Genomic DNA, 13,724 nt, shown 5'->3' on the forward strand with positions numbered 1-13,724 from the left:
GTTGATCGGAGGGAGTTATCAGTGAGCGTCACGGGTGTGACCGGCGGGGCCGGCGGCAAACGGAAACAGCCCAGCCTGGCGCAGTTGCGGGCCTTCGCCGCGGTCGCCGAGCATCTGCACTTCCGCGATGCCGCGGCGGCGATCGGGATGAGCCAGCCGGCGCTCTCCGGCGCGGTGTCCGCGCTGGAGGAGACACTCGGTGTCACCCTCCTCGAGCGTACGACGCGCAAGGTGCTGCTGTCGCCGGCCGGTGAACGGCTCGCGGTGCGCGCCAGGGCCGTACTCGACGAGGTCGGGGCGCTGCTGGAGGAGGCCGAGGCGGTACGGGCGCCGTTCACCGGGGTGCTGCGGCTCGGGGTGATCCCGACGGTCGCGCCGTATCTGCTGCCGACGGTGCTGCGGCTGGTGCACGAGCGGTATCCGGCGCTGGATCTCCAGGTGCACGAGGAGCAGACGGCTTCCCTCGTGGAGGGGCTGAACTCCGGGCGGCTGGACCTGCTGCTGCTCGCGGTGCCGCTCGGGGTGCCCGGCGTGGTCGAACTCCCGCTGTTCGACGAGGACTTCGTGCTCGTCACGCCGCTGGACCACCGGCTCGGCGGGCGGGAGGGGATCCCCCGGGAGGCGCTGAAGGAACTGAATCTGCTGCTGCTGGACGAGGGTCACTGCCTGCGGGACCAGGCGCTCGACATCTGCCGCGAGGCGGGGCGCGAGGACGCGCCGGTGACGACCACGGCGGCCGGGCTGTCCACGCTGGTGCAGCTGGTCGCCGGGGGACTGGGCTGCACGCTGCTGCCGCGGACGGCGCTGAAACTGGAGACGGCGCGGAGCAGTCAGCTGCTCACGGGGTACTTCGCGCCGCCGGCGCCCACGCGGAGGGTGGGGTTGGCCATGCGGACCGGGGCCGCGCGTTCCGGGGAGTACGGGGAGTTGGCGGGGGCGTTGCGGGGGGCTCTGCGGTTGTTGCCGGTGCGGGTTGTCTCTGACGGGTAAGCATCTGCCGTTCAGTTGTCTGTCGTCTGCGGCTGCATCGTGGCTGGTCGCGGTTGCCTGCGGCGCCGGTTGCCTGCGGCGCCGGGTGCCTGCGGCGCCGGGTGCCTGCGGCGCTGGGTGCGTTGTTGTCTGCGGGTTTCGTTGTGGCTGGTCGCGGTTGCCTGCGGCGCCTGGTCGTGTTTCGTCTGCGGGTTTCGTTGTGGCTGGTCGCGCCGTTCCCCGCGCCCCTTTTTTGCCTGCGGCGGCCCCTCGCTGTCCGGTGGGTGGTTGCGGTCTTCGCCTCCGGCCGGTGGGTGAGTCGGGGACGGGGTGGGGGGTGTCCGTCCTCGGTCCGGCCGGCCGTTTCCGACGAGGGCGCCGTGTCACGGTGCCGGACGCTGCGGGCGGACACCCCCCACCCCGGCCCCTTCCCGCCGTACGCGGCTACTCCGTGCGCAGGCCTTCCGGGCGCATCAGTTTCAGCAGGGGCGGCAGGCTGAGGAGCGTCACGGCGAGGACGATCGCCGCGCCTACGCCGGACATCGACAGGACGCTCGGCCAGTCCACGTGGATCGGGGTGGCCGTCATCCTGAGCAGGACCGCGCCCAGGGTCATGCCCACCGCCGCGGCCAGCAGGAGGCCGAGGGCGATCGGGATCGCCGTCTGCCACAGGACCGACAGGCTCAGCGTGCGGCGCCGGGTGCCGAAGGCGACCAGGGACGACAGCAGTGTGCGGCGTTCGCGCAGCTGCTCCAGCTGGGAGACCAGCAGGCTCGCCCCGATCAGGGCCAGCACGCAGGTCGCGCCGACGAAGAGGCCGGTGCGGATCGCGGCGAACTTCGGGGACTGCAGGGTCGCCGACCACAGCATCGCGTCGGCCCTGGGGTCGATACGGGCCGCGGTGTTGCGGGCGTACTCGACGGCGTCCGGTACGGAGTGGTCGAAGCCGAGGAAGAGCTGCCCGGTCAGTGCCGGGGCCGCCCGAGGGGGCAGGGCGCTCGGCGTGAGCAGGAAGCCGGAGCGCTTGATGCCGTTGGGGTCCTTGATCGAGTCGGCCTGCCTCAGGTGCGCCGGCACATGCCAGGGGAGCTCCCGGCCGTGGTTGTCGCCGTAGGACGGGTCGATGAACAGCGTGCGGCCCGGGTGGGCGAGCTTCGCCGTCTGGCCGTCCTCGTACTCGCCGCCGCGCAGGGCGAAGACGTCGCCGTCGCGGCAGGACGGCAGTGCGGCCAGCTCCCGCAGGGCCGCGCAGTCGCCGACCATCAACTCGGTGCCCAGTTCGGGCTCCTTGCGGCCGTCGCCGACGGAGACCTGGGACAGCGCCGTCACCTGGCTCACGCCCCGGGTCCGCCGGAACTTCTGCGCCGCGTCCCCGAGCGCGTCGCCGGCGGGGAACGTCACCTGCATCTGAGCCCGTGTCACGTCCTTCCCGGAGGAGCGGGTGTAGTCGCCCTCGACGCCCGCGAACAGCATCTGCAGAGCGATCGCGCCGGCCACCGCCACCGCGATCCCGTTGACCATCCGGGCCGCGGTGCCGCTGCTCAACTGCAGGCGTCGCACGGCAAGTTGCCAGGCGATGCCGCCGGAGCCGAGGCGGGCGACGACCGTCTCCACCACCCACGGCAGCAGGGCGGTCACCCCGACCAGGAGCAGCAGCACACCGCCCGAGACCAGGTACTGGTTGAAGTTCCCGTTGCTGCGGCCCTGGCCGACCATCGGGTAGAGCATCGCGAGGCCCGCCAGCGGCAGCAGCAGCCGCCACCACAGTCTGCGCCGCGCGGGCTTCGCCGTGCGGATCACGCCCAGCGGCTCGATGACGACCCCGCGCAGCGCGAACAAGGTGACGAGTACGGCTGCCGCGGGCACCGCCACGGCCACGAGCACGGCGAGCAGCGGGGTGGGGTTGAGAGAGCTGGGGAAGACGCTGATGTCCAGTACGTCGAAGGTCCCGGCCAGCTGCCGGCCGAGCACGAAGAACCCGCTGCCGAGGACCAGCCCGAGCAGGGCGCCGCCGAGCGCCTCACCGGCGGCGATACGCCGGGTCATGCCGCTGTCGGAGCCGACCAGCCGTAGCGCGGCCAGCCGGCGGTCGCGCTGCTCGCCGCCGAAGCGCACGGCCGCGGCGATGAACACCGCCACCGGCATCAGCAGGATGAGGAAGATGACGAGGACGAGCAGCAGCAGAACGGGGTCCATGCGCTCGGAGGTGGCGTTGGGGTTGCCGAAGTGTTCGAGGCGCGTCACCCGGCCGCCGTCGACCTGGGACGACAGCCCGTCCGCACCGCGGTAGAAGAGGAGTTCGGCCGGCCCGAGCAGCCCGCTCTCGCCGATGGTGCCGACGATCCGCTCCGGCAGCCGCTCCCGCAGCAGCCGGCCGTCGTCGGACTCGAGCAGCCTCTTCAGCGCGGGGGAGACCACCATCTCGCCCTTGGCGGGGAAGGCGTCCACGCCGGGCGGCAGCGGCGCGTGCGGGCCCTCCGGCTGCACCGCGCGCCCCAGCACGTCCTTGTCCCGGAACGACGTCCCCGCGTCCGCGACCACGAGGGAGCGGTCCGACTTCTTGACACCCTCACCGGTGTACAGGCTGGCGCGCGCCTCGCTGCGCTCGTGCCGTACCGCCAGCGCGCTCGGGATCGCGGTGGTGAGCAGCAGCAGCGCCACGCCCAGTCCCACTCCCACGGCCGTCAGCACGGCCCGGATCCATCCCTCGCGGCCGCCGCTGTAGGCGAACCGCACCCCCATGGCCAGGTCCCTGGCCCACTGCCGCAGGCTCATACCGCGCGCTCCATGTCCCGGGACTTGCCGTCGCGTACGACGACCTCGCGGTCGGAGTAGGCGGCCACCCGGGCCTCGTGCGTGACGAGGACGACGGCGGCGTTGGCGGAACGGGCCGCGTCGGTCAGCAGCTCCATCACGCGCTCGCCGTTGAGGGAGTCCAGGGCGCCGGTGGGCTCGTCGGCGAAGACGACACGGGGGTTGGTGACCAGCGCACGGGCGACGGCGACGCGCTGCCCCTGCCCGCCGGACACCTCACCGGGCCGCTTCTTCCTCAGATCGTCGACCTCGAGCCGCTCCATCCACCCGAGCGCGGCCCGCTCGGCCTCCTTGCGGGAGGTGCCGTTGAGCCGCAGCGGCAGGGCCACGTTCTCGACGCACGTCAGCTCGGGCACGAGCTGGCCGAACTGGAAGACGAACCCGAACTCGCTCCGGCGCAGCGCGCTGCGCTGGGCGTCGCTCATGGCCGACAGCTCGCGCCCGGCGTACCTGATGGTGCCGGCGTCGGGCGGGACGATACCGGCGAGGCAGTGCAGCAGCGTCGACTTGCCGGAGCCGGAGGGGCCCATGACGGCGACGACCTCACCGGGATGGATGGAGAACGAGGCGCCGTCCAGGGCGACGGTGGGCCCGTAGACCTTGCGCAGCTCATCGGCGGCGAGCAGGGAACCGGCGGGGGCGTTCACGGGGCCACCACCGCCTGACGCAGCTTGTCCAGACGGGCGGCGGTCAGCTCGAGCCAGCGCAGGTCGGCCTCCAGGTGGAACAGTGCGTGATCGCAGATCAACTGATCCGCCAGATCACCCTTGCGCTTGCGCTCGGTCAGGATGCGCATGCTGCGCAGATGCTCCGAACGCTGCGTGTCAAGAATGTCGGCGGCGTCGCGGCGGGTGAGCAGCGCGAGGACGACCTTGGTGTACAGCGTCGACTGCAGATACGGCTCGGGCTTCTCCGGCGTCGCGAGCCACCGCTCCACGTCGGTGATACCGGCCTCGGTGATCGCGTACCGCTTGCGCTCGGGGCCGCCGCCGGCCTCGATGCCGTCGACCTCGACGAGACCGTTCTTCAGCAGGCGGGACATCGTCGAGTAGACCTGGCCGTAGTGCAGCGGCCGGTCGTGACCGAACTTCTCGTCGAAGGCCCGCTTGAGGTCGTATCCGTGCCGCGGACCGGACTCCAGGAGCCCCAAAAGGGTGTGACCGATGGACATGACGACGACTGTACACACCGTGTATACGCCCCGTGTATACACGGAGTGCGGACCCCATGGCAGCGAGTGCGCCCCCGCAGGTCGGAGACGATTGTCACGGTTCAGAAACACGCCGGCGCGCAGCCGACGACGGCGGGCAGCCGCGTACGGCGGTGAGGGGACGGGGTGGGGGGTGTCCGCCCGCAGCGTCCGGCACCGTGACACCGAGCCCTAGTCGGAAACGGCCGGCCGGACCGAGGACGGACACCCCCCACCCCGGCCCCGACTCAGAAACCGGCCGCAGGCGCAGACAGCAACCGCCCACCGGACGGCAACGGGCCGCCGCAGGCACAAAAGGGGCGCGGGGAACGGCGCGACCAGCCCCCACGCACCCGCAGACAACAACGCACCCAGCGCCGCAGGCACCCGCGCCGCAGGCGCCACGCACCCGCAGACGAAACGAACCCCTCAGGACTGCCCCCGCGGCCGCCCCCGCCGAGGCATGGGCCCGGCGTCCCGCGGCAACCGCCCCGCCTCCAGCAACGCCTTCCGCAGCAGAAACTCGATCTGCGCGTTTGCCGACCGCAACTCGTCCGACGCCCACCGGGCGAGCGCGTCGTACACAGCCGGATCCAGCCGCAACAGCACCTGCTTGCGCTGCTGCGGCCGCCGCCGGCGAGAAGCCTCCGGCGGCTCCGGCGGCTCCGGCGTCCCCGAGGACTCGGAAGACGTCACTGGTAGAGCGTCCCGGTGTTCAGCACCGGCTGCGGCGCCCGGTCCCCGCACAGCACCACCATCAGGTTCGACACCATCGCCGCCTTCCGCTCCTCGTCCAGCTCCACGATGTCCTGCTCGGCGATCCGTGCGAGCGCCGCCTCCACCATGCCGACGGCCCCGTCGACGATCTCCCGCCGCGCCGCGACGACCGCGCCGGCCTGCTGCCGCTGGAGCATCGCGGAGGCGATCTCCGGAGCGTACGCGAGATGCGTGAACCGGGACTCGATGATCTCCACGCCGGCCGCGTCCACCCGCGCGTGCAGCTCCGCGGCCAGCTTCTCGGTGATTTCCTCGGCGTTGCCGCGCAGCGAGAGCCCGCCCTCGTCGTGGGCGTCGTAGGGGTACTCGATGGCGATGTGCCGCACGGCCGCCTCGGTCTGGGTGGCGACGAACTCCAGGTAGTTGTCGACCTCGAACGTCGCCTGCGCGGTGTCGTTCACCTTCCACACCACGACCGCGGCCAGCTCGATCGGGTTGCCGTAGGCGTCGTTGACCTTGAGGACGGCCGTCTCGTGGTTGCGCACCCGCGTCGAGATCTTCTGCCGCGAGGTGAACGGGTTCACCCAGCGCAGCCCGTCCTCGCGGATCGTGCCCCGGTAGCGCCCGAAGAGCTGCACCACCCGCGCCTCGCCCGGCGCGACCGTGTTCAGCCCGCACAGCGACAGGAAGGACGCGAGGCCGATCAGCACGCCCAGGGTGATCAGTACGCCTTTCACGGCCGCCGCCGTGGCGACCGCGCCGCCCCCGATCGCGCCGACGGCGACGAGCAGCCCCACCAGCCCGAGCAGCAGCGCGAACCCGCCCCCGATGCTGTGCGCGGCGAACTCCCGCACCCGAGGCGCGGGCATGTCCGGCATATCGGCCGAATCCACAGGCGTAGGTGTCGCGGACATGGAGTCCCCCCGTTTCTCGAAGCGGCGCTTCCGTGCCGCCGAAGCTTACGTACGTCTATCTAAGTGATATCACTTTTCCCCGCCGGGGCAACCCTCAACCGCCCCCGAGCGTCGGTTCCCCAGGCAGGGGTGCTCATTGTCACGTCCGTAAAAGACCGGATCGGACGCCCTTTGTCACAACCAGCGGTGTTAGCTTTCTGAGCTGACCTGAGCCCCCGGAACGAGCGGAGCGAGGAAGCACCCCATGGGACGAGCGGAAGAGAGACGAGCGCGGCAGCGTGCGGGACGCCGCGCGGCGCCGGGGCGCCGCCGTTCGTCGCGGACGGCCGGCAAGAGCGGTATACGCCGGCTGTTCACCTGGAAGAAGATCCTCGGCACGATCCTGGGTCTCCTCCTGCTCGGCATCGGCGCCTTCGTCGTGCTCTACATGATGATCGACATCCCCGAGGGGAACGCCGACGCCAAGAAGCAGAGCAACGTCTACAAGTACAGCGACGGCTCGATCATGACCCGCGACGGTGACGTGAACCGCGAGGTCGTCGACCTCGCGCGCGTCCCGAAGAAGGTGCAGCTCACCTTTGTCGCCGCCGAGAACAAGACCTTCTACAAGGACTCCGGCATCGACGTGCGGGGCACCGCGCGCGGCATCCTCAACACGCTCTCCGGCAAGGGCGCGCAGGGCGGCTCGACGATCACCCAGCAGTACGTCAAGAACTACTACCTGACCCAGGAACAGACCGTCAGCCGCAAGCTGAAGGAAATGGTCATCTCGCTGAAGCTGGACCGCGAGAAGTCCAAGGACTACATCCTGGCCGGGTACATCAACACCAGCTACTACGGCCGCAACGCCTACGGCATCCAGGCCGCCGCGCAGGCCTACTACGGCGTCGACGCCGACCAGCTCAGCGTCGAGCAGGGCGCCTACCTCGCCGCACTGCTCCAGGCGCCGAGCCAGTACGACTGGTCCTCCGCCACCGACACCGGCAAGAAGCTGGTGACGCAGCGCTGGAACTACGTGCTGGACAACATGGTCCAGGAGCACTGGCTGGACGCCTCCCAGCGCCAGGCGATGAAGTTCCCCGTCCCCAAGGACCCCAAGCCCTCGCCCGGCCTCAGCGGCCAGAAGGGCTACCTGGTGGCGGCCGCCAACAAGGAGCTGGAGAAGCGGCTCGTCGCCCAGGGCACCGCCGCGAACATGAAGGAGGCCGAGGACCTCGTCGGCCGCGGCGGCTGGACCCTGACCCTCAACATCAACAAGAAGAAGCAGGCGGCGCTGGAGAGTTCCGTCAAGGACGAGCTGACCAGCAAGCTGAAGCCGAAGACCCGCAAGGTCGACGGTGACGTCCAGGCCGGCGGGGTCTCGGTCGACCCCAAGACGGGCGCGGTCGTGGCGATGTACGGCGGCCTGGACTACTACAAGCACTACACGAACAACGCCACCCGCACGGACTACCAGCCCGCCTCCACCTTCAAGCCGGTCATCCTGGCCGCCGCGATCGACGAGGCCGCGACGACCCAGAAGGGCCAGGCGATCGCTGCCGACACGATCTACGACGGCACCAGCAAGCGCCCCGTCGTGGACCACGGCACCCCCGTCGGGTTCGCCCCGGAGAACGAGGACGACCAGGACTACGGTCCGATCAGCGTGCAGAACGCGATGAACCAGTCCGTGAACTCGGTCTTCGCGCAGATGGGTGTCGACGTCGGCATGCCGAAGGTGATGGAGGTCGCCGGCAAGCTCGGCATGGACACCAAGGACTTGCAGGCGGTGCCCGCGCAGACGCTCGGTTCGATGGGCGCGAGCCCGCTGCAGATGGCCGGCGTCTACGCCACCCTCGACAACCACGGCAAGAAGGTCACCCCGGCGCTGCTGAAGAAGGTCGAGTCCAGCGCCCACACGGTGAACCTGCCCGACCCGATCGGCGACCAGGTCATCAGCCGCAAGGCCGCCGACACGGTCACCTCGGTCCTCACCGGCGTGATCGACGACGGTACGGCCCGTACCTCGGTGCGGGAGAACCCGCTGCGCAACGGGCAGAAGGTGGCGGGCAAGACGGGTACCTCCGACGACAACAAGTCGGCCTGGTTCACCGGTTACACGCCGGACCTGGTCACCTCGGTGGGCCTGTTCGGCGAGTCCGTGGCGGAGAACGGCAAGCACGTCTCCATGCACGGCGCGGCCGGCCTGCCCCGCATCAACGGCGGCAAGTTCCCGGCGCTGATCTGGGCCGACTACACCTTCGGCGTCCAGAAGGAGGTCAGCGAGTTCGACCTGGACACCGACCAGGGCGCCGCGGTCGAGCCGTCGTTCACGCCGACCCCGTCCACGACGCCGACGACCCAGGCGCCCTCGCAGACGCCGACGACCGAGCCGCCGTCGCAGACACCGACGACGAGGGAGCCGTCGCACACGCCGACGACCCAGGAGCCGTCCCAGACGCCGACGACCGAGCCGCCCTCGCAGACGCCGTCCGGGACACCCAGCGGCCAGCCGGACAACCCGATCTTCGGCGGGTCCGGCACCGGCACCGGCGGCGGCAACACCCGCCCGTGACAGACGAAGAAGGGCGCCCGGTCCACACCGGGCGCCCTTCTTCGTCGTACGGAAGCGGTCAGCGGTTCAGCTCGAACCACACCACCTTGCCCGTGCTCAGCCGGGTCGCGCCCCAGCGGCGGGCCATGCGGTTCACCAGGTACAGCCCGCGGCCGCCCTCGTCCGTGGCGCGCGCCTGCCGCAGCCGGGGCAGCTGCGGCACGTCGTCGCCCACCTCGCAGCGCAGCACGTCGGTGCGCAGCAGCCGCAGCGTGACCGGGCGGGAGGCGTACCGCACGGCGTTCGTGACGACCTCGCTGACCAGGAGCTGCACCGAGTCGATGTGCTCCTCCAGGCCCCAGCGCTCCAGCTGGCGGCGGGCCAGACGGCGCGCCTTGCCGGGCGCGGCGTCCTCCGGCTCCAGGAACCAGTACGCCACGTCGCTCGGCGCGATCCCGTCGAAGCGGGCGGCGAGCAGCGCGATGTCGTCGTCCCGGTCGCCCGGGCCGAGCATGTCCAGCACCTCGTCGCACAGGGCTTCCAGCGGCGGCGGATGGTCCGGGCCGGTCAGCTGTGCGGTCGCGGCGAGCTTCTCCCGCAGCTGCTCTATGCCGGTCCACACGTCCCGCAGCCGCGACTCCACCAGCCCGTCGGTGTACAGCAGCAGCGTCGCCCCGGCGGGCGCGTCCAGCTCGACGGCCTCGAAGTCCACGCCGCCCACGCCGATCGGGGCGCCCGCGGGCACCCGCAGCACCTCCGCCTCCCCGCCCAGGTGCAGCAGGACGGGCGGCGGGTGGCCGGCGTTGGCGATGGTGATGCGGTGCGAGACCGGGTCGTAGACGGCGTACAGGCAGGTCGCCATGCGGTCGGTGCCCAGGCGCTGCGCCTGTTCGTCGAGGTGGTGCAGCACCTCCTGCGGCGGCAGGTCCAGCCCGGCCAGGGTCTGCGCGGTGGTGCGCAGCTGGCCCATGATGGCCGCGCTGGTCATGGAGTGGCCCATGACGTCGCCGACGACGAGGGCGACGCGGCTGCCGGGCAGCGGGATCGCGTCGTACCAGTCGCCGCCGACCCGCGCGGTCTCCGCGGCCGGCAGGTACCGGGACGCCAGCCGCACGCCCGTGGGCCGGGGCAGGGTCTCCGGGAGCATGGTGCGCTGCAGCTCGTCGGCGATGTACGCCTCCCGGCCGTACAGCACCGCCTTGTCGATGCCGAGGGCGCTGTGCGTGGCGAGCTGGGCCGCCACCAGCAGGTCGTCCGCCTCGAACGCGATGCGGTCCGGGCGGCGCAGGAACACCGCCGCGCCGATCACCCGCCGCCGCCCGCGCAGCGGCGCGAGGATCGCCCGCTGGCCGCTGGGGATGACGAGGTCGCCGCCGGCGCCGAGGAGTTCGGGCAGCGCGGCACGCGCGGCGGGCGCGTCGGCGAACACCGGGCGCACCCCGCGCAGCACCTCGGCGAGCGCGCCGCCGGGACGCACCTCGCACAGTTCGGCCGTCACCGACGCGAGGTCGGCGAGCTCCCACGGCTCCGGCTGCTGGGATTGCGGCAGGGGCGCGAAACCGCTCTCGGTGTCCCGGTCCTCCGGGATCCGGTCGGTACGGCGCAGCCGCAGCACGACGGGGCCCATGGGCCGTTCGTCGCCGACGGGCAGCGGATCGCGCAGGTACACCAGGATGGCGTCGCTGAACGTGGGCACGGTGGCCCGGCACAGCCCCATCACGATCTCGTCCAGGTCCAGGCCGCGGGCGATCCGCCGGGTCGCCGCACCCACGAACCGCAGGCGGTCGCCGTCCCGGCGCATCGGTGTGGGCCGGCCCGGCGCGGGACCCTGTCCGGTGCGCCGCTCCTGGCCGCCGTGCACGCCCTGTTCACCTCCCGGCTGCAGCGGTATCGCCTCCGGTACCGGGCGCGGCCGCAGCGTGTCCGGCTCGGGAGCCGCCGCGGGCTGCGCGTGTTCCGGGCCGGAGCCGGCCGGCCCCGTCCCGCTCGGCGTGGCCGTGCCGGGGGTGTCCCCGGCACGGGCCTGGGCGCCCCGCAGCGGTAAGGCCCCCGCGCCGGGCGTACGTGCCGGCGTGGAGGCACGCAGGAGCGCCCCGCGGGGATCCGCGGGGCCGGCGCCCTGCTGGGGGCGTTCGTAGGTGGGGTGCTCCGTCACGCGTGTCGCATCCATCCGTCCGGGGCTGCGCGCCGGGCACGCAGTTCCGCCCGCCGACATGCCGATACCCGCAATACGTGCCCCAGGAACGGAATTCCGGCGGCGCCCTGGTTGCCCTCGCTCACGTCCTGCCCGCCCCTCGGTGACGTCGGATCAGACTCGGTACACGCACCGGTGGTTGCCCCGCGCGCCCTTGCGGAGGACGATCCTACGTTTCCTGCCCGGGGGCGCATCAAGGGTCTCATGAGGACACATGCGCGGGCGTACGATCCCAGTCGTCCGGCAGCCGCGGCACCGGCCACGACGGATCGGGCCGCCAGTGCTGCCAGCCGTCCGAGAAGGGCGCCTGCCAGGCACGGATCGCCTCGACCGCGTCCCGGCCCGCCGCCCGGACCCGCTCGGCGAGTTCGGCACCCATCAGCCCGTCCCGCTGCGCCTGCGCGAACTCGTCCTCGTCCCGCCACTGCCAACGGCCGTCCGGTCCCACCTCGATGTCCAGGAAGTGGTCGGTGGAGTCCACCCCGCCCGCCCAACGGGCCAGCGGGTCCTCCAGGTTGACGTAGAAGTTCTTGAACCGCCAGCCCGGATCCCAGAACAGCCACACCGACCACGGCTCGCCCGGCCGGGCCAGCTTCAGCACCCCGGTGCCGAACCAGCGGTCGCGCAGCACCGTGCGCGGCTTGGTGTAGCGGGTCGCGAGCGGCTCGCGGTGCACGGGCGTGCCGTCGGCGAGGACCGGCTTGACGCACTCGGTGCCCGGCGCCATCCAGGCGGCGAGCACCTCTTCGTCGTCGCGGACGACGGTGACGGGCCGGGCGATGTGGAAGCCCTCGCCGCCGTTGACCCGATAGCGCCACAGGACCTGTGTCCCGGGCGCCCAGAAGCCCGCCGCAGCACCGCCGTCCCCGTCCGCGCGTCTCATCACATCACCGTCTGCCATGCACAGATATTAGGTGGCATGGCCATGTGACGCTGCGGTTCGCGTCACGGTTCGCCGTCCCGGCCCCGCATGTTACGGCCGTGTCATCCGCAGGACATCCAGCGCCTCGTCCAGTTGCTCCTCGGTGAGGTCGCCCCGCTCGACGTATCCGCTCTCCAGCACGACCTGCCGGATCGTCCTGCGTTCCGCCAGCGCCTTCTTGGCGACCTTGGCGGCCTCCTCGTAGCCGATGTACTTGTTCAGCGGGGTCACCACCGACGGGGAGGACTCGGCGTACTCCCGGGCGCGTTCGCGGTGCGCGACGATCCCGTCCACGGTGCGGTCGGCCAGCAGCCGGGAGACGCCTGCGAGGAGCCGGATCGACTCGAGGACGTTCTTGGCGATGACCGGCAGCATCACGTTCAGCTCGAAGTTGCCGGCGGCGCCCGCGGTGGCGACCGTGACGTCGTTGCCGATCACCTGCGCGGCGACCATCAGGACGGCCTCGGGGATGACCGGGTTGACCTTCCCCGGCATGATCGACGAACCGGGCTGCAGATCGGGCAGGGAGATCTCGGCGAGGCCGGTGCGCGGCCCCGAGGACATCCAGCGCAGATCGTTGGCGATCTTCGTCAGGCCGACCGCGATGGTCCGCAGCTGCCCGCTGGTCTCGACGATGCCGTCCCGCGCGCCCTGCGCCTCGAAGTGGTCGCGGGCCTCGGTCAGCGGCAGCCCGGTGGCGCGGGCGACCTCCTCGATGACGGCGGCGGAGAATCCGGGCGGGGTGTTGATGCCGGTACCGACGGCCGTGCCGCCCAGGGGGAGTTCGGCGAGCCGGGGCAGCGAGGCGTTCAGCCGCTCGACGCCGTAGCGCACTTGGGCCGCGTAGCCGCCGAACTCCTGGCCCAGGGTGACGGGCGTGGCGTCCATCAGGTGCGTGCGCCCGGACTTCACCACGTCCGCGAACTCCTCCGCCTTGCGGGTGAGCGCGGCGGCGAGATGGTCGAGGGCCGGGATCAGGTCCCGGGTGACGGCGGCGGTGGCAGCGATGTGGATCGAGGACGGGAAGACGTCGTTGGACGACTGCGACGCGTTCACATGGTCGTTGGGGTGCACGTCCCGGCCGAGCCGCTCGCCGGCGAGGGTGGCGATGACCTCGTTGGTGTTCATGTTGGACGAGGTGCCGGAGCCGGTCTGGAAGACGTCCACCGGGAAGTGGTCGTCCCACTGCCCGTCGGCGACCTCCCGGGCCGCCTCCTGGATCGCCTCCGCCACGTCCTTGTCCAGCACGCCGAGCGAGGCGTTCACCTTGGCCGCGGCGCCCTTGATCCGCGCCAGCGCCTCGATGTGGGCGCGCTCGATGCGCTGCCCGGAGATGGGGAAGTTCTCCACGGCCCGCTGCGTCTGCGCCCGCCACTTGGCGTGGGCGGGGACGCGCACCTCGCCCATGGAGTCGTGCTCGATGCGGTAGTCGGTGCCGCTGCTTCCGGTCGTCGTCATCGTCGTACCTCCAC

General features: G+C 71.8%; 10 protein-coding genes. 2 read left to right on the forward strand and 8 right to left on the reverse strand.

The features are described 5' to 3' along the window. Positions 1 to 21 precede the first annotated feature (21 nt). Positions 22 to 990 carry a LysR substrate-binding domain-containing protein gene (locus ACZ64A_RS13475; RefSeq protein WP_469810297.1) on the forward strand — a complete coding sequence of 323 codons (969 nt, stop codon included), beginning with the start codon at positions 22 to 24 and terminating at the stop codon, positions 988 to 990. 423 nt (positions 991 to 1,413) lie between these two features. Here ACZ64A_RS13475 and ACZ64A_RS13480 read toward each other — a convergent pair whose 3' ends face one another. The 5 genes from ACZ64A_RS13480 to ACZ64A_RS13500 form a co-directional block, all read right to left on the reverse strand. Further along, positions 1,414 to 3,744, reverse strand: a complete 2,331-nt coding sequence (locus tag ACZ64A_RS13480; RefSeq protein ID WP_469810299.1) for an ABC transporter permease — start codon at positions 3,742 to 3,744, stop codon at positions 1,414 to 1,416. Further along, the gene (locus tag ACZ64A_RS13485) at positions 3,741 to 4,430 is read right to left on the reverse strand and encodes an ABC transporter ATP-binding protein (protein ID WP_469810300.1); all 690 of its coding nucleotides are present in this window, start codon (positions 4,428 to 4,430) and stop codon (positions 3,741 to 3,743) included. Before ACZ64A_RS13485 ends, ACZ64A_RS13480 begins: the two co-directional genes overlap by 4 nt. After that, complete coding sequence (locus ACZ64A_RS13490) at positions 4,427 to 4,954, reverse strand: PadR family transcriptional regulator (RefSeq protein ID WP_469810301.1); 528 nt, start codon at positions 4,952 to 4,954, stop codon at positions 4,427 to 4,429. Before ACZ64A_RS13490 ends, ACZ64A_RS13485 begins: the two co-directional genes overlap by 4 nt. A gap of 447 nt (positions 4,955 to 5,401) precedes the next feature. Next, entirely contained in the window at positions 5,402 to 5,581 is a 180-nt protein-coding gene (locus tag ACZ64A_RS13495; RefSeq protein ID WP_469810810.1) for a type II toxin-antitoxin system antitoxin, read from the reverse strand. An 83-nt stretch (positions 5,582 to 5,664) separates the two neighbouring features. Then, the gene (locus ACZ64A_RS13500) at positions 5,665 to 6,603 is read right to left on the reverse strand and encodes an SPFH domain-containing protein (RefSeq protein ID WP_469810303.1); all 939 of its coding nucleotides are present in this window, start codon (positions 6,601 to 6,603) and stop codon (positions 5,665 to 5,667) included. Positions 6,604 to 6,847: 244 nt separating this feature from the next. Here ACZ64A_RS13500 and ACZ64A_RS13505 point away from each other — a divergent pair, with 244 nt between their 5' ends. Beyond that, positions 6,848 to 9,157 (forward strand): transglycosylase domain-containing protein, encoded by a 2,310-nt coding sequence (locus ACZ64A_RS13505; protein WP_469810304.1) that lies wholly within the window; start codon positions 6,848 to 6,850, stop codon positions 9,155 to 9,157. A gap of 58 nt (positions 9,158 to 9,215) precedes the next feature. Here the strand turns inward: ACZ64A_RS13505 and ACZ64A_RS13510 are convergent, their stop codons facing one another. The 3 genes from ACZ64A_RS13510 to ACZ64A_RS13520 form a co-directional block, all read right to left on the reverse strand. Beyond that, a complete protein-coding gene (locus tag ACZ64A_RS13510; protein WP_469810305.1) occupies positions 9,216 to 11,306 on the reverse strand; it encodes an ATP-binding SpoIIE family protein phosphatase in 2,091 nt (696 codons plus the stop codon). 226 nt (positions 11,307 to 11,532) lie between these two features. Further along, on the reverse strand, positions 11,533 to 12,231 hold the full coding sequence (fomD, locus tag ACZ64A_RS13515; RefSeq protein WP_469810306.1) for a cytidylyl-2-hydroxypropylphosphonate hydrolase: 699 nt from the start codon (positions 12,229 to 12,231) through the stop codon (positions 11,533 to 11,535). Between the two features lie 72 nt (positions 12,232 to 12,303). After that, a complete protein-coding gene (locus tag ACZ64A_RS13520) occupies positions 12,304 to 13,710 on the reverse strand; it encodes a class II fumarate hydratase (protein WP_469810308.1) in 1,407 nt (468 codons plus the stop codon). Positions 13,711 to 13,724 lie beyond the last annotated feature (14 nt).

The sequence above is a fragment of the Streptomyces sp. NPDC104814 genome (genome assembly GCF_055583185.1).